We start from the raw sequence: 26339 nt of genomic DNA, 5'->3' as shown, positions 1-26339 counted from the left end.
TACTTGCCATTAATTATTCTTCGTCAGGCTCCAGATTATCCAAATCGATAATACGCAATTCCAGTGCACGTACTGCCAATCGGGTAGCATTCACTCCCACCCGTTCTCCATTCGGGAAAAGGCGTCCGATAAGATCATTCTGTCGTTTCTCCAATGATTTTACGCCGAAAGGCATCCCTTTCAAATTGGCAATCATCTCCTTCGTATATCCTAAGGCCAAATGGCGGAGAAAACGTTCATCGTATTCATCAATATCATAACTGATGACTGCTTCCTGACGCTTGGCATCGTTGGCTACAGATTTCTTAAAACGATCTACAATCTTTTCCAAAATCGGATAGTTGAATACCAGTTTCTTTCCGTCCATCACAGCCTGCACATCTGTTTTCGTCAGTAGTTCTCCCGTTTTGAGGATAATTCCGTCGGCACCGGCATTCAATACATCCACCCACAACTTTTCATTCAGAATCTCACCTGTGAAGATCAGTACCCGGACTCCTTTGTAGCGTTTGAATATATTCCGGCAAATGTCAACACCAATGGTCGTAGAACCTCCCAGTCCTAAGTCCAACAATACCAAATCGGGGAGTTGCGCCTCCATCAACGGCCAGAACTCACTTTCCGTCATTGCCGTACCGATCACTTCCGCATTCGGTATTTCATGACGGAATATTTCTTCTGTCCCTTTCAACTCCAGTTTTACATCCTCTACGATAATAACTTTAAACTTCTGTTCTTCCATGTTTCTTATCTAATAACTTTTATGTGTTCTCCTTTTATCGGCGCGGAATGGTGAAATAAACCGTAAATCCTCCGCCTTCAGCCGGTTCGGCATTGATACGACATCCTCTGCGTCCCGCAAATTCGTCATGGTCGCGGATAATCTGCTTGCATACCAGATATTCCGTTCCTCTCAACTCCCCTTTCTCACCGGAAGTCATACGTGCCAGATTCGGATAAAATAATTGGTTCAATTCTTCCACACTCTTTTCACGTCTCGTATCCGTAAAGAGAAAACGAATATATTCATTATCCTGACGTGCTTGCAGACGTATCACCCCATCTTCACGCACAGTCAATGCTTCATCAATCAAATTTTCCAATAGAAAACGCAACTGGTTCACGTCTCCTATCACTTTCGCTTCCATTGGTTCTATCTCCAGTTCTATCCTCTCCGAACGGTTCTTCATTGATTTCTTGAAATATTTTCCGGCAGTGTCCAATAGCTCCTGCACCGGAATCATAGTACGCCGGAAAGTGACTTCCTCCAATTGCCGGGAAGCACACGAGCTCAAAATCGTAAAGATTCCCTTATAATATTCAATCAATTCCGTCATGGTCTCCACCGCTTCACGTTCCTCCGTTTCCGAAAGCTTCTGTGTATTCAACCGCCCTACAATCTGTTTGATTTTATTCGGATAATAGATCGTCTCATGTTTAATTGTCGACAAGCAGTTGTCAAGTACCATATTCTGTACATGCAACATACTGTCTTCCCAGGAAGCTCTGCGTGTTTCTTCATGCGCCGATTCAATATCCCGGTATTTAGTAGCCAGTTTCACCACTGCATTAAATACGACAATAGCCACATAACGTGCTACCAGTTCAAAAAGAAGCCGGTCTGTTTCCTGTTCTGTTCCCTCCCTGCGTTCCAGATAAAGCACACCGACACATTGATGTTCACCTCCTGCTTCCACCATCAGCGGAATTGCCTGAAGATGCTGTTCAGAAAGATATTCTCCGGAACTAAAACACTGTTCTACCATCTCCGGCATTTCCTGCCCGGGACGAGAAGCGTATTCCAGCCGATGTGTCGTTTCGTTATAAACGGCAATTCCCATCCGGTCAATTGTCAGTAGTTCATTCACCGAAGCGAATGCTTCATCCACAATACGTTGCGGGATTTCTTTAAGCGTACTTTCCTCCCGTTGGAGTGCCTCAGCATTTTCTTGTTCCTGCGGTCTGACCAGAGATGCCGCAAATACCTTTTGATTAATCTCAAGTACCTGTTCAAGATTCAAACGATTCTGCAAACGTTTTCTCATATACAGGAAATAGTATCCGACCAAAGAAACAATCAGTAGAACAAAACATAAAATAATTCCTACTGTCTTATTCGTATTCGACCGTTCCAACTGTCGGCAATATGCTTCAAGAGTCTGATCTTCTCCCTGCAACTTATACAAATCCGTAAATGCCGAATTATTGTAACTGTATGCATCCAACTGTTTCAAAGCCAAAAAAGCAACTGCCGCCTCATTCCTGATATCCAGAATCACATGATAATCCGAATCAAACAATTCGTTCCACCAACTGATTTCGGCAGGCGTTCCTTCACCCACCAGCTTCATATACCGATGCGGACGATCCGGACGCGCATATTTTTCATAATGCTCGTTCAACAAGAGTATAGCAGAATCTATATATTGCAAAGCAAATTCATAATTTTCATCCACATTAGCAAAATAGGCGGCATTCGCATAATCCGACGCTGCATCCAGCAAATCCTCATAGGCAGAATCCGTAACCACCACTATCGAATCGCCCTCCTGCAACATGGGAGGAATCGGATCATGCAGACAAGAACTCACCCCAAACGGAAGCAACAGGCAAAGCAACAAGACTCCCATCGTTTTGCGCACTCCCGAAGGCAAACGGAAATAGAAACGACTCCCTTTCCCCAATTCACTCTCTACATCAAAGACACATCCCCGGAACAATTCATTCGTTTTCTTATATTTCTCAATGATTCCCTTACAATTCATCAGTCCGAAACCACTGCCCTTATTCTCCTTCAGAACCTCCGGATCAGCTACATTCTTCATTCCAATGACACGGGAGTCATATACTTTCTCACCGATAATACGAGCTACATCTTCTTCGGAAATCCCCCTCCCGTTGTCTTCTACGGAAATCTCGACATACGCATCCGTAGTACGGGCATACACTTTGATTGTTCCTCCTTCCGGAGTATATTTTCGGGCGTTTTCCGCCAGCGTGTTAATCATAAACAAAGTCAATGCCCGGTCAGCTTTCACCATAACCGTGGTCGGTTCTATTTCCAACTTCTGATTTTTCATTTCAAAAGCACGTCTCCCTTTGCCTAACAGTTCAAAGAGTTCGTTGAGATCGAACGTTTCAATATTCAAGCTAAGCGTCCCCTGCTTCATCTTAATCCAAAGAGCCAAAATATCATTGTATTCATTAATCGTAGTTACGAGCTCGTCAATGTATTGATACTTCTCTTTCTTTATCTTTTCATGATCGATATATCCTCGTTCCGTCAACTTATGCACCTCATTCAAGATACGGTCGATATAAGGGTTTATCCCATTCACAATGGCCAGACAAGCCTTCTTAATCAGATTTTGGCGTTTATTTCCCGCGATATGTTGTTCGTAAACATATCGTTGCTTTTCCAATTGCATCCGTTCGTCACTCAACGCTTCTACCATCTGCTCATTGTCCGCAGCCCAAACGATATACGGTTCAAGCACGTGCACCAAAGCTTTTTCATCACGGTTCAACCGATGCAAAGGAACCAGTGCCGCTTTTCCTTCCTCCGGAATTTCCAGTTGAAGACGCCCTTTTCCGAACAGTTGGTCGATGCCTTGTTGAATTAACGGAACATTCATTGGTATAGAAGAAGTGATGTCCCGGCAAAGAGCCAGTATCCGTTGCAGACGTTCCACATCTACTTGATTCCTTATTTTAGATCGCTTATTGAAGAACCACCAAAGAATAACCACCAGTACAAGTCCGGCAATAACCAAAGAAAGTACAAGTGTCATTTGTCGTGAATCGGATTCCAACGAAAGATAACGACTCTCCAACTCTTTATCCTGACGAGTATAATTCAGAATATCCAGGTATATATTTCGGTTGTAATCAGAAGCATACTTCATTCCAAGCCCGGCATACGATACACTCAATTGTTCCCGAATCCTCGAAATCCATTCGGGCACCGTCCTTACGTCTTCCTCCATAATCCACGGTACTCCAGTATATGTCGTATCTCCTTCCGCATAAATACGCAACTTGTCCAACGTATCCACTGCATGATGATAATAAAGCATATGGTGTTGGTTCACACAATCTAACGCTTTTGTAAGCGTATCCAATGCTTCCGAATAACGTCCGTGCTCATTCATATACTTACCGATAGACACATACGCACCAGCAATCTGATACAAATCATTATACTCCCGGAATTTTTCAAGCGCAAGCTGTGCCATTCGCAAAGGCAAAAGCGAATCTACAGGAAAACCAAACTGATCCAGCGCGTATCCCCTCCTTGTTCGAAAGAGTTCGAAGTTGTTGGAAGAAACCATCAGATTAGCCAGCCCTTGCAGACCATTTCCTTCGAAATAAGGATGATTAGTCTGAACCGCAGTCCTCCAGGTTATATATAGTTGGTCGAACTCACGCATTTTCCTATCCTCCGGCTTGGTGGCTTCCACCAATGAAGCCGATCCTTTGATATAATGATAATAAAGCAACTGATTCGTATCTGCCAATACTTCATCTTCCGGGATCTGATTGAGAGATGCGATGGCTTCCTGCCTTTGCTGAAGATAATAGTAATAAATAGAAGAAACAATGAAAAATTCGGTGAAAGCATAATCCAGTCGAAGTGCCTCGTGGCGGTCAGCAAACAAATCACTCTCTTCCCGAATACGTTTCATACGCCGGAGCGCACTGTTACGATAATCATAAAATTCTTTGTTCATAGCTGTCCGCTGACAAATCTTCATCAGTCCGATATCAGCAATCAACAGTTCAAGCTCATTTTTAGTCAGTTTATATACTTCCTTATGTAACGCTTCCGCCCGGTCAAAATCCATCGCCATAAAAGCACAGAATCCGAGATTATTGGATGCCTCCGCTTTCCCCGACTTATAAAAATTTACCTGTCGATAGGCTTCATTGGCATACTTATAAGAAGAATCCAGGCTACGATAACGATAAGCATACGCTTTCCCGTTTAATGAATCAATCAGACGCACCTCTTTGGTCGGCACCATATCAGTGCACGAAAAGAAAGAGGCAAACAACACTATACCTATTATATATAAAGGAAAGCGTGAACTCATTTTTGACTATTAACTGTTTTCAGAAAGCAAATCTACAAATATTTCCGATAAGTTGGAGAGAAAAATATTTTTTATACAATAAGTCCTTCTAAATAATAAGAGAAATTCCTACCTTTGCAGGCAAATTAACAAATAGGTAACATCTATTACAAAATGAGCGAAAAAGCACCCTTTATGGTATTCTCGGGAACGAACTCGAGATATCTTGCAGAAAAAATCTGCGCGAGCCTGGATTGTCCTCTGGGAAATATGAACATTACCCATTTTGCCGATGGCGAATTTGCGGTTTCATACGAGGAGTCAATTCGTGGCGCACATGTATTCCTGGTTCAATCCACTTTCCCTAACTCAGACAACTTAATGGAACTTCTCCTGATGATTGATGCTGCTAAACGTGCCTCTGCAAAGAGCGTCGTAGCTGTAGTCCCCTATTTCGGATGGGCACGTCAGGACAGAAAAGACAAACCTCGTGTATCTATCGGCGCTAAGTTGGTAGCTGATCTGCTGTCTGTTGCAGGTATCGACCGACTGATTACGATGGATTTGCATGCTGACCAGATCCAGGGATTCTTCAATATCCCGGTAGATCACTTGTACGCATCAGCTGTATTCCTCCCTTACATCCAGTCATTGCAATTGGAAAATCTGGTTATTGCTACACCGGACGTAGGAGGTTCAAAACGTGCCAGCACTTTTTCCAAATACCTCGGCGTACCATTGGTACTCTGCAACAAATCACGTGAAAAAGCCAATGAAGTAGCATCTATGCAAATCATCGGTGACGTGGAAGGTAAAAACGTTGTCTTGATTGATGATATCGTAGACACAGCAGGAACAATCACCAAAGCAGCCAACATCATGTTGGAAGCCGGTGCCCAATCTGTACGCGCTATCGCCAGTCATTGCGTAATGTCTGATCCGGCTTCTTTCCGTGTGCAAGAGTCTGCCCTGACAGAAATGGTATTTACTGACAGCATCCCTTATGCTAAGAAGTGCCCGAAAGTGAAACAGTTAAGCATTGCCGACATGTTTGCTGAAACAATCAAACGAGTGATGAATAACGAATCTATCAGTTCACAATATATCATTTGATTTATGATTTATGAATTATGATTTATGAATAAGAGAGCCAGCTAAACTTAAAATTAGCTGGCTCTCTTATTTATCTCAACACACTGAATTTGAATGGGCAATAGTAAGCAACTAAATCATAATTCATAAATCATAAATCTATTGGAGTCTTCCAAATTTATAGGTTCCTTTTTTAATCACTTTTCCATCTTTATCTGTTTCTACAAAAGGACCATCCTTCTTTCCTTGTTTGAAAAAGCCATCGAAGCGATTACCATCTTTGTCGATTTGTACGCCTTGACCCTCTTCCAATCCATCAACGAACCCACCTTTATATTGCATACCAGCAACAGTTTTCAGAGTGCCTTGTCCATTGGGACGGTTATCTTTCCAGTCACCATCATAAACATCGCCATTGCTCCATTTATAAACTCCTTTACCATCACGTTTATTATTTTTCCAGCTTCCTTCATACACAGCACCATTCGCCCAGGTAAAAGTACCTTTTCCGTCTTGCATGCCGTTCTTGAAATTACCTACATATTTATCACCGTTAGCATGGTAATAAACTCCTGGACCGGTTCGCTCACCTAAGAGATACGAGCCCTCATAACGGTCGCCCGTGTGAAAGTAATAAGTACCTTTTCCATGTTGAATATCATCCGCCCAGTCACCATCATATTTATCTCCATTGGTATACTCAAATACCCCTTTTCCGTGACGAACATCATCTTTCCAGTCTCCATCGTATTTACAGCCGTCATCCCAGTTCATGATACCTTTACCGTTCTTCTTATCATTTTTCCAGTGACCGGTATATTTGGCACCGTTTGCCCAAGTATATATACCTTCGCCTTCACGCTTATCATTTACCCAATGACCTACATACAAATCACCGTTATGATAATACATAGTTCCTTCACCATGCTGATAATCCTGATACCACATACCGTCGTAACGGTTATTATTCATAAAATAATAGATACCTTTTCCGTGCTGCTGATCCTGGAACCACTGTCCTTCATACTTTTCTCCGTCGGGGAACATATAAATTCCATATCCTTCACGTTTTCCTTTCACATATTCACCTTCAAAGACATCACCGTTTTTAAAAACCGTTTTTCCTTTTCCGTTCGGTTTTCGGCCTTTCATTTCTCCCGTATAGACACTACCATCTTTAAAAGTATAGTTGCCAATCTTTATTTCAGTGGAGAATGTATCTTTAATTTTTCCGAAAAATCCGCCTTTTTTTCCTTCATTTTCTTGTGCCATTACTCCCTCTTGTGCGAGGAGAGCCAATAAAAGTGTAGTATATAGATATTTCCTCATTGGTTTTAGTCGTTACTCATTTTAGAATTACAATTTGGACAAAGATACAATTTCTATCCCAAACAGCCCACTTTCGGAAAGCAATTTATGACAACTTTTTACCTGCAATGACCTCTTTTAATGTCTCTTTGCACAAATAGCGCTGTGCCAAATCTTGTATTTCCGCAGGAGTAACCTCGTTTACAGCCAGCAGAGAACGTGAAAAGTAGTCATCATCCAGACCGGAAGTAGCAATAAAGATCCATGCATCCGAAAGTGAGAAAGGAGACTCATAACTACGGCACATTTCGCCCAACATATAGTTGCGTACGATAGTCAGTTCTTCCATCGACACAGGTTCCTGATGCAGACGGTCAATTTCATGATATACTTCCTGTATCAACGGTTCCACATATTCATTATCCGTTTCTGTCGATATAGCCAGCAATCCGCTATCCGGATAAAACATGATTCCTGCTGAAATGCCATAAGTATACCCCTTTTCTTCACGGATATTAGACATCAGCCGACTGCCGAAATATCCTCCGAATAAAGTCATCAATACCCGGAGTTTCAGATAATCAGGATGGTTACGAGTGATGGTTGTATATCCCATCTTTACAGCACTCTGCATGGCATCCTCACGTTCTATAAAAATCCTCTTTTCGGGAACAGCAGTAAAAGGAAAGCTTAATTTCGATGCCGACTGTTGATGTTGACCAAAAGAAGTGCCGAATGTATCCGTCACCCGGCTGATAATATCCTCCGTCACCTTGCCGGATAAGAAAATAGAGCAATTGCCTGAATGGTAATACCGTTCATAAAATTCACGAAGCACTTCCGGAGTGATAGCATGATAATCTTCCTCCACCACTATTTTACCACATGGATGCTGTTCGCCATAAAGCGACTTCAATAGACTGCGATGTGCCAGGAAATCAACTTTGGAAGTATTGACCAGATATTGTTGGATATTGGTATCAAGGATAGTATGCAATTCTTTTTCCGGAAAAAGTGGTTCTTTAATCATGGATTCTACCACTTCCAATGTTTTCGCCAAATACTTATTCAACGAATAAACAGTGATGTATGCATACTCCGACGAGCTGGACAGTTCGAGCCACGAACCGTAGTAATCCAGTTTCTCGGCAATGGTAGCAGCCGTATATTTTGTCGTACCTTCGCGCAACATCCGGTTTGTAAACAAGGCTTGCAGTTTCTGCGACTGCTGCCAACGGGCTCCAGCGAAAAGCACATCTATGCGTACTACTTCCTGTTCACCCGCATTAATAACAGTCAATGGAATACCATTTGGCAATGTCATTCGGACGGGAGGAAGTATACGAAAATTTTTCAGGGTTTGTATTTCAGGTTGTATTTTACGATCCATACGATTAGATTCTATTCTTCAAAAATTCTTCTGCCCGTTCCAAATCTTGCGGGGTATCGATTCCGATAGTTTCTACTTCACTAATGCCTACCTTTATCTTATATCCGTTCTCCAGCCAACGGAGCTGCTCCAAAGATTCAGCCAGTTCCAGAGAAGACTGCGGAAGCATGGTTATCTCTTTCAGCACATCTGTACGATAGGCATACAGTCCGATATGCTTGTAGTAGGTATGTCCCTTCAGCCAGTCTTGTTTCTCGGCATTACGCTGATAAGGAATAATGGATCGGCTAAAATAAAGCGCGTTCCAGTTCGTATTGACTACCACTTTCGGTGAATTTACGTTTTCCAGTACAGCAAACGGTTCATCTGCAGTAAAAGGTTTCACCAGCGTGGCAATCTGCGTGGTTACATCTTCGAAACAAGCCTTTACCGCATCCAATTGTGAAGGCTGAATAAAAGGTTCATCTCCTTGTATATTGACCACAACATCAAAGTCACCTCCAATCTTTGTACAGGCTTCATAACAGCGGTCCGTACCGCTTTTATGATGAACAGAAGTCATCACAACCTTACCTCCGAACGCCTTGACAGCAGCTTCAATACGCTCATCGTCCGTGGCTACATAAGCGTCATCCAAAACGCCAGCCACTTGCTCATACACACGTTGTATAACAGTTTTTCCACCCAACATAGCCAACGGTTTTGCAGGAAAACGAGTGGATGCATAGCGGGCAGGTATAATTCCAAGAAATTTCATCTACTTAATAAATAATGAAGAATGGAAGGCAGATAATGACTGTTGTATATATCCCCTTTGCCAATCCTCCGGTTTTACTATTTTGTTATCATATAAAAGCATGTCAATGTCCAGACAAACTTTCTCCTCTTTTTTATCTTCCGGACGACGTCCGGACCTCTGTTCTATATCTTTCAGCATTTTCCTCACTACCTCTTCATCTTTATCGGAAAAGAACATAACCACTTGGTTGGAAAACAAGGCCGGATTCTTAAAAAATAAAGGTTCAGTTTCCAATTCGGGCGCAAAACATATAGAAGAGAACGATTCAGTCAGTTCCTGTCTGGCAAAAGTCAAATTCTCTTTCCTGTTGTAATTACTCCCTATGCAAACAATATACCTATGCATTAAAAAATAAGTATTTAAGTATTAGGTATTAAGTATTAGATATTAGAGATATTACACCTACAGTTCAGTGCCCCAAACGCCACGGGTTAATACTTAATACTTTATACTTAATACTTATTTCAGACTTAGTTAAAAAGATCGTCCAATCCCCCCTCTTCTATCACCTCTCCGTCCGGAGTTTCCGAACCGGCACACGGATCAAATCCTTCAGGAAGTTTGAATTTCTCCTGCTGGTCATATCCCAAAGTCGGGTCATCATACACTTTCTTCATATACAGTGCCCAAATAGGCAAAGCAGCAGCAGCTCCCTGTCCATAGGTCATTTTACCGAAGTGGATGTCACGTTCATCACCACCTACCCAACAACCGGATACCAGCGAAGGAGTAAATCCCATAAACCAGGCATCAGAGTTATCATTGGTCGTACCTGTTTTTCCACCCATATCGGCGGTAATTCCATAACGACGAACACGTCCACCTGTTCCTTCATTAATAACGGCGCGCAACATAACCAGCATTTTATATGCACTTGAAATACTTATCACCTCCTCCATTTGCGGTGCAAAGGTAGAAAGCACATTACCGTCACTATCTTCAATGCGTGTAACAAACAATGGAGCCACACGAATTCCTTTATTGGCAAAAGCTGTATATGCACTTACCATCTCACCGACAGAAATTTCACAAGGTCCCAGACAAAGCGAAACCACCGGGTCGATTGCTTTATTACGAACCCCAAAACTATGGATCAAACGTACAAGATTATACGGATTCAATTTGCCCATCAGATAAGCAGAAATCCAGTTGTCAGAATTAGCCAATCCCCACTTCAGAGTCACCATTTCCCCATAACGTTTATTATTTGCATTACGAGGCGTCCAAGGAGTTCCATTCTCATCAATCAACGTTTGCTCTACGTGGCGTGTCTGGTCGCAAGGAGAAAATCCATTTTCCATTGCTAATGTATACAAATACGGTTTGATAGTAGAACCTACCTGACGACGTCCCACCATTGCCATATCATACTGGAAATATACATAATTCGGTCCGCCTACATAAGCCTTCACATGTCCGCTTACCGGATCCATCGACATGAATCCTGTCCGCAAGAAAGATTTGTAGTAACGGATGGAATCCATCGGTGTCATAATTGTATCTTTATCTCCTTTCCAGGAAAAGACGGTCATTTCTTCCGGGGTATCGAACGCTTTACGAATCTGCTGTTCCGAAGCTCCCGCCTCTTTCATAAGACGATAACGATCCGTCTGCTTCATAGCTTTTGTCAGCAACTCCTCCACTCGTTTTTCCGGCAGTGATCTTGCGTATGGAGCATTTTTGCTTCCCTCTTTTTCTTTGAAAAACACAGGTTGCAAATAATCACCTAAATGCTCTTTTACTGCATCCTCTGCATATTGCTGCATACGTGAATTGATCGTCGTATAAATCTTCAATCCATCTGTATAGATGTTATAATTCGTACCGTCTTTCTTTTTATTTTTTGCACACCAACCATACAACGGGTTAGTTTCCCACGCGATAGAATCTTCGTAGAATTTTTGCATTTGCCAACCACGATAATCACTTTTTACCGGTTTCGGTGCTGTCATCACACCACGGAGATATTCGCGGAAATAGGTAGCCAATCCCTCTTTGTGGTCAACGCGGTTATATTTTAGTTTCAGCGGAAGAGCCTGCAAAGAATCACATTCTGCATCTGTGATATAACCAGCTTTACGCATCTGCTCAAGCACTACATTACGACGGCCACGCGAACGTTCGTTGAAACGAACCGGATTGTAAAGCGACGGATTCTTACACATACCAACCAGCGTAGCCGCTTCTTCAATCTTCAAATCCTTCGGTTCGCAGCCGAAATAGGTATGCGCAGCAGTTTTAATACCAACCGCATTATTCAGGAAATCAAATTTATTGAGATACATACTCAATATTTCCTCTTTGGTGTAGTAACGTTCAAGCTTCACCGCAATCACCCATTCAATCGGTTTCTGGAAAAGACGTTGCAGTGTATTTCTCGCCACATTCTCTGTAAACAACTGTTTGGCAAGCTGTTGCGACAAGGTGCTACCTCCACCTGCATTTTTCTGAAACATCAAACCACGTTTTACAAACGCACGAAACAATGCCTTGGCATCAATTCCTGAATGTTCGACAAAACGAACATCTTCCGTTGCAATAAGAGCATTGATAATACTAGGCGACAAATCCTTGTAAGCTGTGTACACCCGGTTTTCCTTACTGTAAGACCACGTGCCAAGCACTTTTTCATCTTCAGAGAAAATCTCCGTTGCAAATTTATAACTCGGATTTTCAAGTTCCTCTACAGGAGGCATATAACCAATCCAACCCTTTGAGATAGAGACAAAGATGACAACAATAGCCAACACAATGACTGCCAGAAATATCCAAAGAGCCTTTATTATTTTTCGAATCATGTTTTTTCTTGCTTAAAATGACGCATTTAATTAAGGTACAAAGGTAGATAAAATCCGCTATTCAGCCAACGAGTTTGATTATAATTTCTATTTTGTTAAAATATGGAGCGGCACTCATAACAAATAGCACGAAACAAAACAAAAAAGAGCATTTTTCAAGAAAGTAATCCTCTATTATATCTAAAACACAAACAGGCGGGATTTTTCCCGCCTGTTATTCATTCATAAATATACCTATTTATAAGATAATCAATTACAAGTTTGCTGCCTGCACACCGACCACTCCGGCAATTGCACCAGCAACAGCAATAATCACTTTCAAAATAATACTCCACGTTTTTTTCATAGACATTTTTCTTTTTTTATTAAACACTAAATAAACACCCTAACCATCAATCGTTAATTGACAATTCATTATGCGGCAGGTTCCGGTGCTTCTCCGCTACCGCCACCTTCATTTCCTCCGCCTTCTTCTCCGCCATCATCCGGTTTTTCAGGATCATTAGGAGAAATTGTCATATTAAGCTTCTTCAGATATTCATCCAAGCTAATCAAATCCAACTTCTCATCTGCACGGGTGGCAGTCTTTGTAACGCGCAGCTCTTTATTCGCCTGAAAAAAGATACGAACACTCTCTACACTTTTTGCATTAATATCCTTCGCCAGTTCGGCACCTTTCGAACGGGCAGTCAACATAAAGACGCCCAGACCTTCAATATTCACAGACTTACCTTCCAACAACTGTTCCTTCATCTTTTCCACAAAATTCTGGATCACACTCTTGATATCACCAACAGACAGCGAAGAACGATCCTGCATTTTCTGTGCAATATATTTCAGGTTGACAGACTGACCTAAAGTGATCAGATGCGGATAATATCTCTTGGGAGAATTGGGAACACGCGGATCCGTCGGCCGCGTAATGACTTTGTAAATTACACTCATACTACGTTTTTTTAAAGATTTAAATTCAAATTATTTATTCACGTTTTGTTGATCAACACTGCAAAGGTGAAGCTTTTATTCCGGATAGAAAAGAAAAAAGCCCCTTGCGGAGCTCTTTATATTCATACTAGTACATAACAATTTATTAATCAGCAATATAATTAAGCTTTTAGAATTTTCCATTCCCCTATTGTACACTGTTCGCTATCAAAACTGACAGCCACCTTTACTATAGGCAATCCGCACAAAGCAAAACGTTTGGGGTAATTCTTCAGATCAATTTGCTCCATCGCCCTATCCGCACTCTTGTCCAGTTTCAATTCCATCACATACAACGTAGTCTTTGTACGAAGCACCATATCCACCCGTCCACTGGCAGTACGAACCTCCACATCTACATAATAGCCCAACAAACTGAATATAATATAAAACATCTGTTGGTAGTGCCCCTCATATTTCGTATTATCACATTGAGGAATGGTAGACAGAAACGTTTGCAAACGACGTAAAGCAGCATCCATATCACCATTACGAATATCACGGGAAAGATAAGCTACCATAGTATTGGTTTCCGGTGTTTTACTAGCAACATAATTAGGAAGAAGACTTTTCATCAAACCTATTCTTACCTCCTTATTAGGAATATCCAATGTATATAAATCTAACTCCTTATCATAATCTTTTATCGTGATATAGCCACTTTGATATAACAATGGAGTAATGCTCACCATCCTTTCTGTAGGTGCATCAAAATCCTCCGCAACCGCAGTTTTTCTCCCTATCTCGGAAGGCGCTACACCAAATTTATCCAGCATCTTTATCAAATAAGTAGGCGTACCACTACCAAACCAATATGAATTAAATTTACCATCTGCAAAAGCGTTAAGCAAACTGAATGGATTATATATATCAGGAGACGGATAAGTGAAATGATAGCCGTCGTAGTTTTCTTTCAGTTTTGCCAATACCTCTTCAGAAGTAACCTCCAGTTTTTGGGCTAATGCGTCTACATCATCTTTCATTTGGACAAGTATCTCGTTTTCTGTAATACCGCAAATGGCAGCATAAGACTCATTCATGCTAATATTCTTGATATTGTTCAATTCACTAAATATACTAAGTTGGGAGAATTTGGTGATACCGGTCAAAAACACATACCGCAAATAAGGATCACACGCTTTAAGAGGGCTGTAGAAATTGCGCATGATGTTACGCAATACGCCAAGCCTCTCTTTCTCGTGTACTACATCCAGCAGAGGAGCATCGTATTCATCTATCAGCACAACCACTTGTTTCCCTGTCTGCTCGTAAGCGCGCTTGATGAGTCCTTCCAGACGCTGATTTGGATTAACCTCTCCCTCCATCTTTCCGTAAACCTCCTCATAACGAATTAGCTTCATATTCAACTCTTGCAACAGCTGTTCACAGTCTGCATGCTTGGCTGTACTCATATCAAAGTGAAGCACTGGATATTCCGTCCACTCCTTTTCCAGCTTTTCTATAGCCAACCCTTGAAATAATTCTTTCTGACCAGAGAAATAACTATGTAATGTAGAAGTCAACAATGACTTACCAAAACGACGAGGACGACTCAAGAATATGTATTTAGTGAAATGTACCATCCAATACACATATTCCGTCTTATCAATATAAAGGTAATTACTTTTCCGTATTTCCGAAAAAGTCTGTATCCCAATGGGGTATCTTCGTAAATTTTCCATTTCAATTCGATTTTTCACAAAGCTACAAAAAATATTCATCGCACCATTCACTGTTTTACAAAAAAATATCAACGATCTTCACAGACAGTTGATATTATAGAAATCACATCGGATTTGCACCGACATGAGGGCGTTGATCAGGAATACACCGCTGTATATTTCCTGACCACAAAATGTAGGGTTCTTCATGTGTGTAGCATGAAGTTAGGGACCTACATGTTTCATCTCACTTTTGTGTAAAGTATTATAAACCACTCTATGACATTATTAATTTTAAAATATCTTGGTTATCAATAGATTTATTCTTCCTTAGCAGATTGTTCTCCATATCCATAACCATAGCCGTATCGTTTACCATAACCATAATACTTGCCATATTTACCATAACCGTAATAATAACCGTACTTTCTTTTCTTCAAATCCAAACCATTTATTACTGTACATAGGTTAGGCAACTTATTTCCATCAATAAGTTCATTAATCAAAGTATACTCATTTTTACGGGTATAATCCGCACGACATACATAAACAGATAAATCAGCCACACGTCCTATTAATAAGGTATCAGTTACCATACCGACAGGAGCGGTATCGAGTATTACATATTCAAAATTCTTTTTGAGAGTCTCAATCGCTTTATCCAATCCATCACGTGCTAACAATTCTGTCGGGTTAGGAGGAACTGTTCCACCAGGAAGAATATAGAGATTCTTACTGACATCAGAGAGCTGTACCAAATCCATCAAATTCTTTTCCGGATTAGCCAAATATTGAGTTATCCCTTGTTCTCTTTTTGATATATTGAATACCTTATTCAAACCTGGCTTGCGGATATCAAGACCAACTATTACTACCTTCTTCCCTAATAAAGAAAGACTGATAGCAAGATTACCAGAGATAAAAGATTTACCTTCACCACTGACTGTGGAAGTAACTAAAATCACCTTCTTGCCATTTCCAAGCATAAACTGAAGATTCGTTCGGACATTGCGGAAAGTTTCACTCATCAGATTGTTTTGATTCTCAAATACAGCAATAGCTCCCTGCTTTTCATCTGTCAACGGGATATCACCGACAATAGGTGCACTAGTAAGTTTTTCTACATCTGCACGACCTTCAATCTTGAATTTGGTTAATTCAAGCAAATATATAACCCCTACCGGAATTCCGACTCCTAGTATCAAAGCGATCAAATAAATAATTTTACTTCTAGGAGCCACAGGAGCATCATCTGCTATAGCTTCATCTATAATCTTTGCATTATTGGCTGTAGCAGCCAGAGTTATAGCATTTTCCTCACGTTTCTGAAGAAGCATCAAATAGAGTCCGGCCTTAATTTCCTGCTGACGCGCAATACTCACAAATTCGCGCTCCTGCCCAGGTGCCTCACTAATGCGACGGGAATAACGGCTCGCTTCACGATCCAAATCTGCCTTTGTAATAAACAATCCACGCAACACCCTGTCTAAAGAAACTTGCACATTCTCTTTCATTGCACTAATGCTGGTATCCAGGTTTATAATGGTAGGATTATTCTCTGTTGACGTACGCAGCAAACGTTTTCTCTCAACAAGCACATCATTATAACGATTAATGGCAGCCGCAAGATTCAAATCCTGCAATCCGATATTACTGGGCAGAACCTCATAACCTTCATTCTGCATATATTTCTGAAGATCCTGCAGCAAATTAATCTGGGTTTGATTCTCTACACGCTTCTTTTCATATTCAGCACTACCAGTTAAAGCGATCTGAGCATCACTGGTCAAATCCGTAATACCTGCCCCACGTTTAAAACTCTCCAAATCCTTTTCCGTGCTACCGAGTTCTTTTGAAATAATTCCAATACGTTCATTGATAAATTCTGCAGTTTTCTGTGCCACTTCATTCTTATCATTATTCGTATTGATATTATACATCTCCAATAGTTTATTGATAAAATCTTTGCCTCGCTGCACATTTGAGTTTTTCAACGATATGACAGCTACAGAAGTAGTTTTGGAAGTGGGTTCTATAGTCATATTCTTGCAACACCATTTCGCTACAGCCAAAGGCTTATTAATTGTTGCTGTTATATTGCGTGTAGTCTTTTCCGAAGCTGTAGTTTCTTCCGATGTTCTTTTAGAAGATAATACCGAGTCCGGCGTCAGGAAAAAAGCCAATGTCCCTTTATCGGTAGGAAAAACCGCCGGCAATTTCTCAAAATGTTTCTGATATTCATCATCGTCAATTTTCACAGTCACATCCATACTTCCCTGTGGTTGTAATGCCATTTTCACAATCATCGGCTCCTCCAACAAATCAGCCTCCTGCGGAGTCAGACTCACTTGTACAGGTGAAGTCTTATACATGTTCCTGGAAGGAAACTCATCCTCATCTGTATAAGAAATATAGAGTCCCAAATCTTCAACCACCTCTTTGACGATAGTCTTTGAACGGAGAACTTCAATCTCGTTATCAATATTCTGCGAAGAAGAGATCATACCATCCAATCCCAGACTCTCCAACCCGGAAAGCATTCCGGCACTCCCCCCTTTCTTATCATCCTTTATTAAAACCGTAGCGGAAATATTATATACGGGAGTGGATACATACAAATAGACCCATGCCGCAATCAAACACGCCACAACCGCCCCCACAAACCAAGGCCAGTGGATCAAATATTTAAACAATAGTTCCTTAACGTCTATATTTTCTTCCTTAGATTCTTGTGCTTCGTTGAAATCTGTTTCTTTCATTACAAATCATTATTTTAAAATATTTACTAATAGACTGACGATGGATACCAAGATAGAGGTGGCAGAGAACCAAAGACTGGTACTGTTACCTACATCTGAATTTCGAGCCTTTGCTTTATTGGGAGTTACATAAACAATATCATTCTGTTGCAACCAATAGTAAGGTGAAAGAATGGTTTCGGCCTTGTTCAAATCCAAAGTTACAATTTGCTGTTTGCCGTTTGCATCTTCACGAATCAACTTTACATTATCACGAAGACCGTATACCGTCATATCACCAGCCATAGCCAATGCCTCCAACAGATTCACTTTCTCATTAGAGATAGTAAAAGTTCCGGGACGGGTAACCTCACCGATAACAGATATTTTATAATTTACCATACGGACCGTTACGATGGGAGTCTCCTTCATGTAAGGCTTCAATTTATCTATAATCAGCTGTTCTGCTTCCCTTTTCGTTAAGCCTCCTAACTTCAATTCTCCTAACACCGGAAAATTTATGTTTCCTTCATTATCTACCAAATAAGGCTGTAATACAGGTTGAGTAGTCACATAAGACGAAGTACTCACAGCTATTCCGGCATTGCTGGCAACTGTCAGGTTAAAAGGTATCGCAAGTTCAGGATTAGTACACGATACCACAATAGTCAACAAATCCTTGGGCATGATCTTGGCATCATACAATTTTTCCTGTTGTTCTACCTCGTTCACAACTTCCACATTCTGGAAATAGGGAACCTTTTTATAAGACTGACAGCCAGCCAATAGGAATGGCAACAATAGTAGCCACAAATTTCTTTTGTTTAGTCTTCTCATCATAATTCTTGAATTCATAATTAAACGCCCTTTAATTCCTAAGTTTTATTTTATTAATATGCTTCTTTTTCTCCATGTATAGCATTATACACCGTCTTATACATAATATATAAGTCCAATAAAAAAGTCCAATGCTCTATATACCAGATATCACGTTGCACACGTCCCTCCATCTGCCAGAGCTCTTTCGTCTCACCGCGAAAGCCCGTCACTTGAGCCCAGCCAGTTATTCCAGGTTTAACGAAGTGACGAACCATAAACTTGTTTATCAGATTAGAATATTCCTCTGTATGTTTTAACATGTGAGGACGAGGACCTACAATAGACATATCTCCTTTCAATACATTGATAAATTGAGGCAATTCGTCCACACTCGTCTTTCTCATTATCTCTCCGATACGTGTTTTACGAGGATCATTTTCCGTAGCCTGAAGAGTGTCACATTGCGCATTAACCTTCATTGAACGAAACTTGTAACACCAGAATTCACGGCCATCCTCACCACTGCGTTTTTGTTTGAAAAAAACAGGACCGGGAGAACTTAACTTGATCGCAATTCCAAAGAATATATAAACGAACGGAAAAACCGTAATAAGAAATAACCCTGAACAAACAACATCAAAAGCACGCTTGATAATACGGTTCTCCAGTGATTCCAATGGCTCACAACGAATGGAAAGTACAGGAACATTCCCCAATAATTCAAAATGCATCCTACGTTTCAAATAATTACGGACATTTGGAACACTAAAGAAACGGACCAAATGGTTTTCACAGTAATTAATGATAGGAACAATCTCCGCACTACGTACAGAAGGAAGGCTACAATAAAGCTGATTGATCTCTCCCGCATGTTTTTCTAAGAAAACACTTACTTCATTGGGTTGTCCCAAGTATGGAACATCCTGCGGATACCGGTCCGAAGGAAAATCCTCAAAATAGCCCACTACACGATAACCAGACGTAGGATCATCCGTCATCGCATGATAAAGTTCTTGCATATTCTCATGGCTTCCAACTAATACTACCTTGCGGACATTTCCTCCCTTTTTCCGATAAAGCTCCAAACAGTGACGGGAAATTAGACGATAGCTAACAATAACAATTATTAAAGCAACATAAAACAGTCCGAAATATCGAGAATGAGAAAAATGAAAATGAAAAACAAGCAACGTACAAACCGAAAAAAAGACAAAAGGAACCATGTTACGTAAGACACGGATCATGATCTGCTCAGGACGTACCACAGGACGATGAAGAATAACACCTGAATGCATGTTACAAAGTAAATAGCACAGAGTGATAAGAGTCATGCCCTGAAAGATAGAACCGCAATGCACACACCAGAAACGGGTACCCAGTAACAAATTAAATCCCCATAAAAGCAGGTTCAGCAAAATAAGATCCCCCAAAAGGACCAAAGATTTTAGGACTTTGTTAAAACGTTGGACTTCCTGCATACACTAATATATTAAAGAGCCAATATTTTTTATTTCAGATAAAGATTATCATTATCTTTATACCAGTCAGCAATCGCTTCTTCGAAAGTATAATGAAATTTATAACCCGATGCAGCTAGTTTCTTTCCACAAATATTTGTGGATATCTGTAACTTCTTTACACGCGCCGGACATACCCCCATAGGACTCCCTATCATCTTTGCACAATAAGCAACAGGCATAATCAAAGAATTTGGTATATACGGAACCACTTGGTTCAGACCTGTCACCTTCTTAATTGTGTCTACTATTTGCTGTATGGTGTAGGCAGGCTCAAAAGTACAGTTATACAATTCTACACCCTCCTCATGATGCTCCAAACGATATAACATGAAACGTACTAGTTCTTTCACATAAATACAAGCCTTGATGGTATCTTTGCGCCCGGGATAAGCAAAAGTGTGCATTTTGATCCCCCAATATAGACGGGTAAAGTTTCCATTCTCCCCTTTCCCAAATACTACACCCGGACGTACAATTGTCAATTGACGTTCTGCCTGTTTCTTAGCCTGCCAAGCAATATGAACCTTTTCAGCCACTAATTTAGATATACCATAAGGAGTGTTTGGAGTAGGTAATGTAGTTTCCTCCTTCAACGTTTCAGCTGCTCCGTAAGGGGCAATTGACGATGTAAATACGATTTTTCTTATATTATATTTCTCGGCAAATGCACAAACATTCTCTGCACCGCGAATATTTGTTTCAAAATACTCACGGTCAGGGTGCCCAGGAGTGCGATGTACGGCTGCAAAGTTGAAAATTACATCCTCTGAAGTCACCTCAAATGGCACTTCTATTGGTTTTCGCACATCACAGTAAATAAATTCCGATTGCAAAAACTGTCCTTCACACAATGCAGGTTTATAATCCTTTACTGTAGGCAAGGGAGTACCCGGCTTCACAATATCAAGATTATAGACTTTAGCTTGTGGATGAAGTGTTTTAATTAAATTGGTCAAGTGAGTACCGATGAAACCAGTACCACCCGTAATGATGTAGTTCATAATTTATATATGGAAAAGTTTATTTCTTATACCCCAATTCTTTCAATAACTGTTTGTTCCAAACACTGCGCTCTTTATCATATATCCATCCCCATTTATTAAAATACTTAATCATGTTTGTTATATGTATTTTAAGCATTTTCCTGCTTTTATAAGAAGCAGCCCGATGTGCATGCACAATTGTCTCATCAGGTATAAACATGGTACGATAATATTTATGCATTCTTCGAGTAATATCAATATCCTCCGGATACATAAAAAATCTTTCGTCAAACAACCCCACTTTTTCAAAACATTCCAATCTAAAAAACATAAAACTACCTTGATGATAAGGAATGTTCATTTCTTTCTTATGGTCATTAAACTGAAGCGTATAACGATAATTCATTTTCTCTACCATCTTTTTAGGCAGAAACCTACGAAAAATAAGATTAGCCGGCGTAGGTAATAGCCTACACGTATATTGCATTTCCCCGTTGGGATAAACAACATTCGGTTGTACTTGTGCTACATCTGGGTTTGTCTCCATATACCCTACCAAATGATCTAATACTGATGCCTCAAAATATACATCTGAATTGAGAACCAAATGGTATTTCTCTTGAGTTCGAAGAACTTGTCGCAAAGCCTTATTATGCCCTGCTCCATAACCTACATTCTCACTGCCAATATACACAACATTAGAATATTGCATACAGAAATTCGCAATATACTTTTGATTGGAATTATCAACAATATAAATAGTAGAAACAAGTGGTGAGGTTAATGACTGCAAGCATTTACTCATTTCTTCAATACTTGTTTTATAGGCAACGATAGATACTGTAATCATAAACTTTCAATAATAATATCATAGATTATTTACCAAATCAATATAGGCTTTCTGATAAGATTCTGACATTTTTTGCGCTGTGTAATATTTATCAAAAAGAGATTGAATGTAAATCCTAGTACAATTCTCATCAATTTTCAATATATCATGAATAGCATTTTTTAATCCATTCATATCTTTGTTATTGAACGTATATCCAATTGTTTGTTTTGCCTTACTTAAAACCTCTTTGTGAGATGGGATATCAGAAAGTACACAAGGTAATCCAACTGTCATACTTTCCAATAACGTATTAGCCAACCCTTCTACATCCGAAGCTGATATATAATAGTCTGATGCTTTTAAATAATCATATATATTCGATTTAAATCCAGGCATTTTTAGATTTTCGGTTTCATGCTTTTTCAGTTCATCGTATAGTTCTCCATTACCAAGCAAGAGAAGACCGATTCTATCATCTTTTAGTTCTTCAAAAGCACGTATTATCATATCTGGATTCTTTTCTTGTGAAAAACGCCCGATAAAAATAAAATATTTCACATCATCTTTTAATCCCAACTCTTTTCTTAGTTTTGCTTTTTGCTCTTCGTCGTATTTCCATAATGATAATGAAGAACCATTTGGGATGGCTTTCATCTTATAGTGTTGTTCATCCCAATAACTTTGTGCTACACTTTCCGAACAAGCAATAGGTAAATCCATCTTCTTTGTAAAGAAATGACTAAGCGCAATTACGATTTTTCCTTTCCATTTACCATACATCACTTTCTGTTGTATACCTGGGAATATATGAACAGTCTCTATCTTTTTATATTTAGATGAGAGAAATGGCACTAAGAACATTGAACGAGGACAATGTGTATGAAGAATATCCGGATTTATCCGTTCCACTGATTTCTTTAATGTAAAGAACATTGCAATAGGATTTTGTATTTTATCCGGAGACATTTGAATAATTCTTATCGGCAATACCCTAAATTCCTCAATACGTGAAATTTCTTGTTCCGGGACCATCGTAATTATCGAAACTTCAAATATAGAAAAGTCCATATACTGTATAATATTATAGAGGACATTCGGAGGACCTTGATTACTCAAAGAGGAAATTACATAGCATATTTTAATTTTTTTCATAACAAATTATTTCTTAACAGAATATCTTTTAGAACAATCAGAATCTTATTAGCAGATTCAGTTTGGATATTATTTACTTCCTTTATTTTCTTCAAATCAAACAAATGAGTTATATTTTCGACAGTAGTACAAATAGTGGTTAAATCTGCACTGCCACACAGATTAAAATGTAGATGTTGATGTCCATAATCTTCTAATATCCTAAATGTTTTTGAATCCCCTTCAGCCGCAAATCTGTTTTTATCCCAGTCAATTGCTACCACTGGCCTACAATTACGTAAACCAAAAACAGAATCATGAAATCTTTCTGTTACTATTATATCCATATATGGAAATACTGCAGCCCATTCAAAAGCATGCACTGTATCAAAACACATATCTGCATAAGGATTATAAGCCGTTGAAATGACTTGATAACCTAAGCTTCTCAAGTTATCAGCCAATTTTTTCCGATATGGGAAGTCCGAATTGAAATTGTATAAAGCATATTTCTTTTTCGAATCAATTTTATTCTTTAATCTTTGAGGCAATATAAATTTTGTAATATCTAAATAATAAGAAGGGTCCGGTTGTTTAACTAAACGATTTGCTTCTATTCCGAGCTTGTTAATAAAGAACTGTACTGTTAGGTTATCTCTAAGTCCTATAAACAAAGCCTTTTCCACCACCTCTTTTAAGTCAATGCTAGGATTAAAAGTAGCTGGAGAGGCACTAGCTGCAAAATAAAGTTTTGGGACAAATAAAGGCATCCAATTCAATCCTATTTTTGTTCCATCTAAATTATAGCCTTGCTCTAAGATTGTATCACTTCCAATTACAACTAAATCATACTGTTTAATAAAAGCTGTAGAAGCCTCATCGTAATTGAATATATCCACTCTTGGAGAATAATTGAAATACGTCTTTCTAAGTTTATTATATTTAATCAACCGAAAAGCCGCAAACGCTTTCTGTAAAAATGTATGCCATAGTGAATCATTTTTCCCCCTAACAGATAATTTGCCTCTTTTAAAATCCGGAAAATCCAAGAACTCTATACGAGCATTAGAATACAACTGTTTGAAGGCTGTTTGCACCCCTATTGCTTGCATAATAGTACCAGGATTAACTCCACCTGTAAAAGTTACTATTAATATTTTCATTGATTCATCTTTATATCGTTATTACAAGAAAACTTTTAAATATTATTTTTCTCTTTTCATCATCAAAAGTCAGTAATCCGACTCTCATTATTTATTGATTGAATTTCACATATTCATTATACGAATAGCGATGCGAAACTGCTACTTTATAATTGTCCTTAAACGTTCCTACACCTATCAAAAGAACTGGAACTTCATGACTCGGGAGATGCATCTCCTGTTTTATTTTTTTTGTAATTCTCCATTTATGCCCCATAGTCAATGGTATTGTCGCTAAACCATAATAATGAAGAGCGTAAAGAAGATTCATTGCATAAAGACCTCCATCAACAAAAGGAAGATTTTGTTCATAAAAACCATAATTCCTCAAATCACCACATACAAGAATAGCACATTGCATTTGTTCATTAAACCCCTTGCTTCCTCCCTGTAATTTGAACATTTTTGTAACTAACTTATTTTCCGTATACACATGAACTCTCCAACTTTGCCTATTACAAGCAGATGGAGTACGTTCACAAAGCCTTAATGCGGCACACACATGTTCTAAATCCACAGGTAAGGATCCAAAATCGCGAATAGAAAAACGTAATTGAGAAAATTCATCAAATGGAGATTTCAATTTGCTAGAAATATCTTTCAAACTAAGATTATATATTCCACCTACATCCATAATCTGAATATCGTAACAAGAACACAACTTATGGAGAGGAATCTCCACTTCTGTCATATCAGCACCCATATCCTTATTAAATTCTACATATTTCTGCAATACGGAAACCGATTCTATAACAAATTGTTTTTCCCCTCCTCTTTTTAGCAAATCAGCAAGATCTTTTATGATAGCAAAAGCCTTTTCCTTTCCAAAACCGACTTTGACTTTTCCAATAGACATACCCTTTTCCAAAGCATGTATTCTGATTTGTAATTCAGCCTGTTTTTTAAAAATATCCTTTGTCTGGTTTGTACTTCCACTATACAAAGTCAATGAAAAGGACTCTCCTATTTTGTCAAATAGAATACGTAGCCATACGATAAAAACATTCCCTTTAATAGCCAACTTTAATTTTTCCTTCATACGATTTTAATCTAAAAAACTATCTACATAATACTTCATCAAACATTTCTATATATTGAGAGGCTATTTTTTCTGCCGAATAATACTGTTCTGTATGCTCTGCCATTGAAGCCTTCAACTTACTATAATCACGTGTATACGTATCTATAGCAGAGGCCATTACACGAACTAAATCGTTTACGTTTCCTGGTTCAAAAAGATATCCATTTACATTTTCAAGAATCTCATCCGAAAAACCTGGCAAATTCGAAGCTATAATCGGAAGATTATAATTAAAAGCAATCTTTGTAGGACCGCTTTGAGACACCACTCTATAAGGTTGAACAAAATAGTCAGCGGAAGCAAATAGATTAGCTATTTCAGAATTATCTATTGACCGAATATCTATATCAAAAAGCTCTGGATATTTTATTTTTGTCTGATAAGAACTCCAATCTTTACACATGCCATTAATCGATACCCTAAAGTTTCGATATCCTTTATCATAAAGTACACATGCAGCATCTATTAACAAATCAATATTTTTAGCATAATTAATTGTACCAAATGAAAGGAATCGAATAATACCATCTTTAGGTTTCACAATAGTAGGAACACCAAAGTCTTTTAAAGCTAAAGGAATCTTAAATATCTTCGAATTAGGAAAATGTTTTTGAAAAAGCCCTGCTTGTGATTTAGAAAACATATTGACATATTTTACTCGCGAATAAACCAATCTGCGCAGTACATTTAATAATTTCTTATGCCCCATGCCTATATGAGCTTCTCCCTGATGTGCTGTTTGAATATAATGTCTCTTGGGTAATAAATAAAACATAGGCAATTCCCATGGTGAATAGATACTATAATTCATATAGATAATATCAGGAGCTTGCCTCTTTATAGCTTTGCCAATACGTATATTTATTAGAACATTCTTTGGATTACGCATTTTATAATTAAACCTAAAAAATTCAATTGTTAGATTTGTA

At 39.1% G+C, this 26339-nt stretch carries 20 protein-coding genes; 1 reads left to right on the top strand and 19 read right to left on the bottom strand.

Going from position 1 to position 26339, the window contains the following annotated elements; genetic code table 11:
* Positions 1-13: 13 nt before the first annotated feature.
* Together KFO40_RS12600 and KFO40_RS12595 are read right to left on the bottom strand one after the other, a co-directional pair.
* Entirely contained in the window at positions 14-742 is a 729-nt protein-coding gene (locus KFO40_RS12600; RefSeq protein WP_004317459.1) for a DUF5932 domain-containing protein, read from the bottom strand.
* Between the two features lie 34 nt (positions 743-776).
* The gene (locus KFO40_RS12595) at positions 777-5093 is read right to left on the bottom strand and encodes a DUF5113 domain-containing protein (RefSeq protein WP_211146428.1); all 4317 of its coding nucleotides are present in this window, start codon (positions 5091-5093) and stop codon (positions 777-779) included.
* 153 nt (positions 5094-5246) lie between these two features.
* On the opposite strand from KFO40_RS12595, the gene KFO40_RS12590 reads away from it, so the two are divergent.
* Positions 5247-6185: a ribose-phosphate pyrophosphokinase gene (locus tag KFO40_RS12590; protein WP_167509147.1), complete on the top strand. Its 939-nt coding sequence runs from the start codon at positions 5247-5249 to the stop codon at positions 6183-6185.
* 138 nt (positions 6186-6323) lie between these two features.
* Here the strand turns inward: KFO40_RS12590 and KFO40_RS12585 are convergent, their stop codons facing one another.
* From KFO40_RS12585 to KFO40_RS12505, 17 genes are all read right to left on the bottom strand, one after another.
* Entirely contained in the window at positions 6324-7493 is a 1170-nt protein-coding gene (locus KFO40_RS12585) for a phosphatidylinositol-4-phosphate 5-kinase (protein WP_211146427.1), read from the bottom strand.
* A gap of 85 nt (positions 7494-7578) precedes the next feature.
* Entirely contained in the window at positions 7579-8862 is a 1284-nt protein-coding gene (locus KFO40_RS12580; protein WP_118218045.1) for a M16 family metallopeptidase, read from the bottom strand.
* Positions 8863-8866: 4 nt separating this feature from the next.
* Positions 8867-9619, bottom strand: coding sequence for a 3-deoxy-manno-octulosonate cytidylyltransferase (kdsB, locus tag KFO40_RS12575; RefSeq protein ID WP_008022505.1), 753 nt, complete (start codon positions 9617-9619; stop codon positions 8867-8869).
* Positions 9620-10006 carry a 2-amino-4-hydroxy-6-hydroxymethyldihydropteridine diphosphokinase gene (locus tag KFO40_RS12570; RefSeq protein WP_008022508.1) on the bottom strand — a complete coding sequence of 129 codons (387 nt, stop codon included), beginning with the start codon at positions 10004-10006 and terminating at the stop codon, positions 9620-9622. It lies immediately after the preceding gene.
* 125 nt (positions 10007-10131) lie between these two features.
* On the bottom strand, positions 10132-12459 hold the full coding sequence (locus KFO40_RS12565) for a transglycosylase domain-containing protein (protein ID WP_009039563.1): 2328 nt from the start codon (positions 12457-12459) through the stop codon (positions 10132-10134).
* Between the two features lie 253 nt (positions 12460-12712).
* Positions 12713-12805 (bottom strand): smalltalk protein, encoded by a 93-nt coding sequence (locus KFO40_RS12560; protein ID WP_151433315.1) that lies wholly within the window; start codon positions 12803-12805, stop codon positions 12713-12715.
* 68 nt (positions 12806-12873) lie between these two features.
* On the bottom strand, positions 12874-13404 hold the full coding sequence (locus KFO40_RS12555; protein ID WP_211146426.1) for an HU family DNA-binding protein: 531 nt from the start codon (positions 13402-13404) through the stop codon (positions 12874-12876).
* 161 nt (positions 13405-13565) lie between these two features.
* Complete coding sequence (locus KFO40_RS12550; RefSeq protein WP_229129650.1) at positions 13566-15125, bottom strand: ATP-binding protein; 1560 nt, start codon at positions 15123-15125, stop codon at positions 13566-13568.
* Between the two features lie 299 nt (positions 15126-15424).
* Positions 15425-17863: a GumC family protein gene (locus KFO40_RS12545; protein ID WP_211146425.1), complete on the bottom strand. Its 2439-nt coding sequence runs from the start codon at positions 17861-17863 to the stop codon at positions 15425-15427.
* 9 nt (positions 17864-17872) lie between these two features.
* Complete coding sequence (locus tag KFO40_RS12540; protein WP_008022518.1) at positions 17873-18697, bottom strand: polysaccharide biosynthesis/export family protein; 825 nt, start codon at positions 18695-18697, stop codon at positions 17873-17875.
* Between the two features lie 35 nt (positions 18698-18732).
* Positions 18733-20139: an undecaprenyl-phosphate glucose phosphotransferase gene (locus KFO40_RS12535; protein ID WP_049702720.1), complete on the bottom strand. Its 1407-nt coding sequence runs from the start codon at positions 20137-20139 to the stop codon at positions 18733-18735.
* Between the two features lie 29 nt (positions 20140-20168).
* Positions 20169-21182 (bottom strand): NAD-dependent epimerase/dehydratase family protein, encoded by a 1014-nt coding sequence (locus tag KFO40_RS12530; RefSeq protein ID WP_049702719.1) that lies wholly within the window; start codon positions 21180-21182, stop codon positions 20169-20171.
* Positions 21183-21201: 19 nt separating this feature from the next.
* Positions 21202-22014: a glycosyltransferase gene (locus KFO40_RS12525; RefSeq protein ID WP_049702718.1), complete on the bottom strand. Its 813-nt coding sequence runs from the start codon at positions 22012-22014 to the stop codon at positions 21202-21204.
* Between the two features lie 18 nt (positions 22015-22032).
* Positions 22033-23148, bottom strand: coding sequence for a glycosyltransferase (locus KFO40_RS12520; protein WP_211146424.1), 1116 nt, complete (start codon positions 23146-23148; stop codon positions 22033-22035).
* Positions 23145-24290, bottom strand: a complete 1146-nt coding sequence (locus tag KFO40_RS12515; RefSeq protein WP_211146423.1) for a polysaccharide pyruvyl transferase family protein — start codon at positions 24288-24290, stop codon at positions 23145-23147. Before KFO40_RS12515 ends, KFO40_RS12520 begins: the two co-directional genes overlap by 4 nt.
* A gap of 91 nt (positions 24291-24381) precedes the next feature.
* Positions 24382-25368, bottom strand: a complete 987-nt coding sequence (locus tag KFO40_RS12510) for a nitroreductase family protein (RefSeq protein WP_211146422.1) — start codon at positions 25366-25368, stop codon at positions 24382-24384.
* A 19-nt stretch (positions 25369-25387) separates the two neighbouring features.
* A partial coding sequence (locus tag KFO40_RS12505) for a glycosyltransferase family 4 protein (protein WP_211146421.1) occupies positions 25388-26339 on the bottom strand: 952 nt, incomplete at its 5' end.

This window comes from Bacteroides sp. 1001302B_160321_D4 (genome assembly GCF_015667765.1).
Classification (GTDB): Bacteria; Bacteroidota; Bacteroidia; order Bacteroidales; family Bacteroidaceae; genus Bacteroides; species Bacteroides xylanisolvens.
The sequence above is the reverse complement of the archived record's forward strand: the minus strand, read 5'-3'. Positions and strand labels throughout refer to the sequence as shown.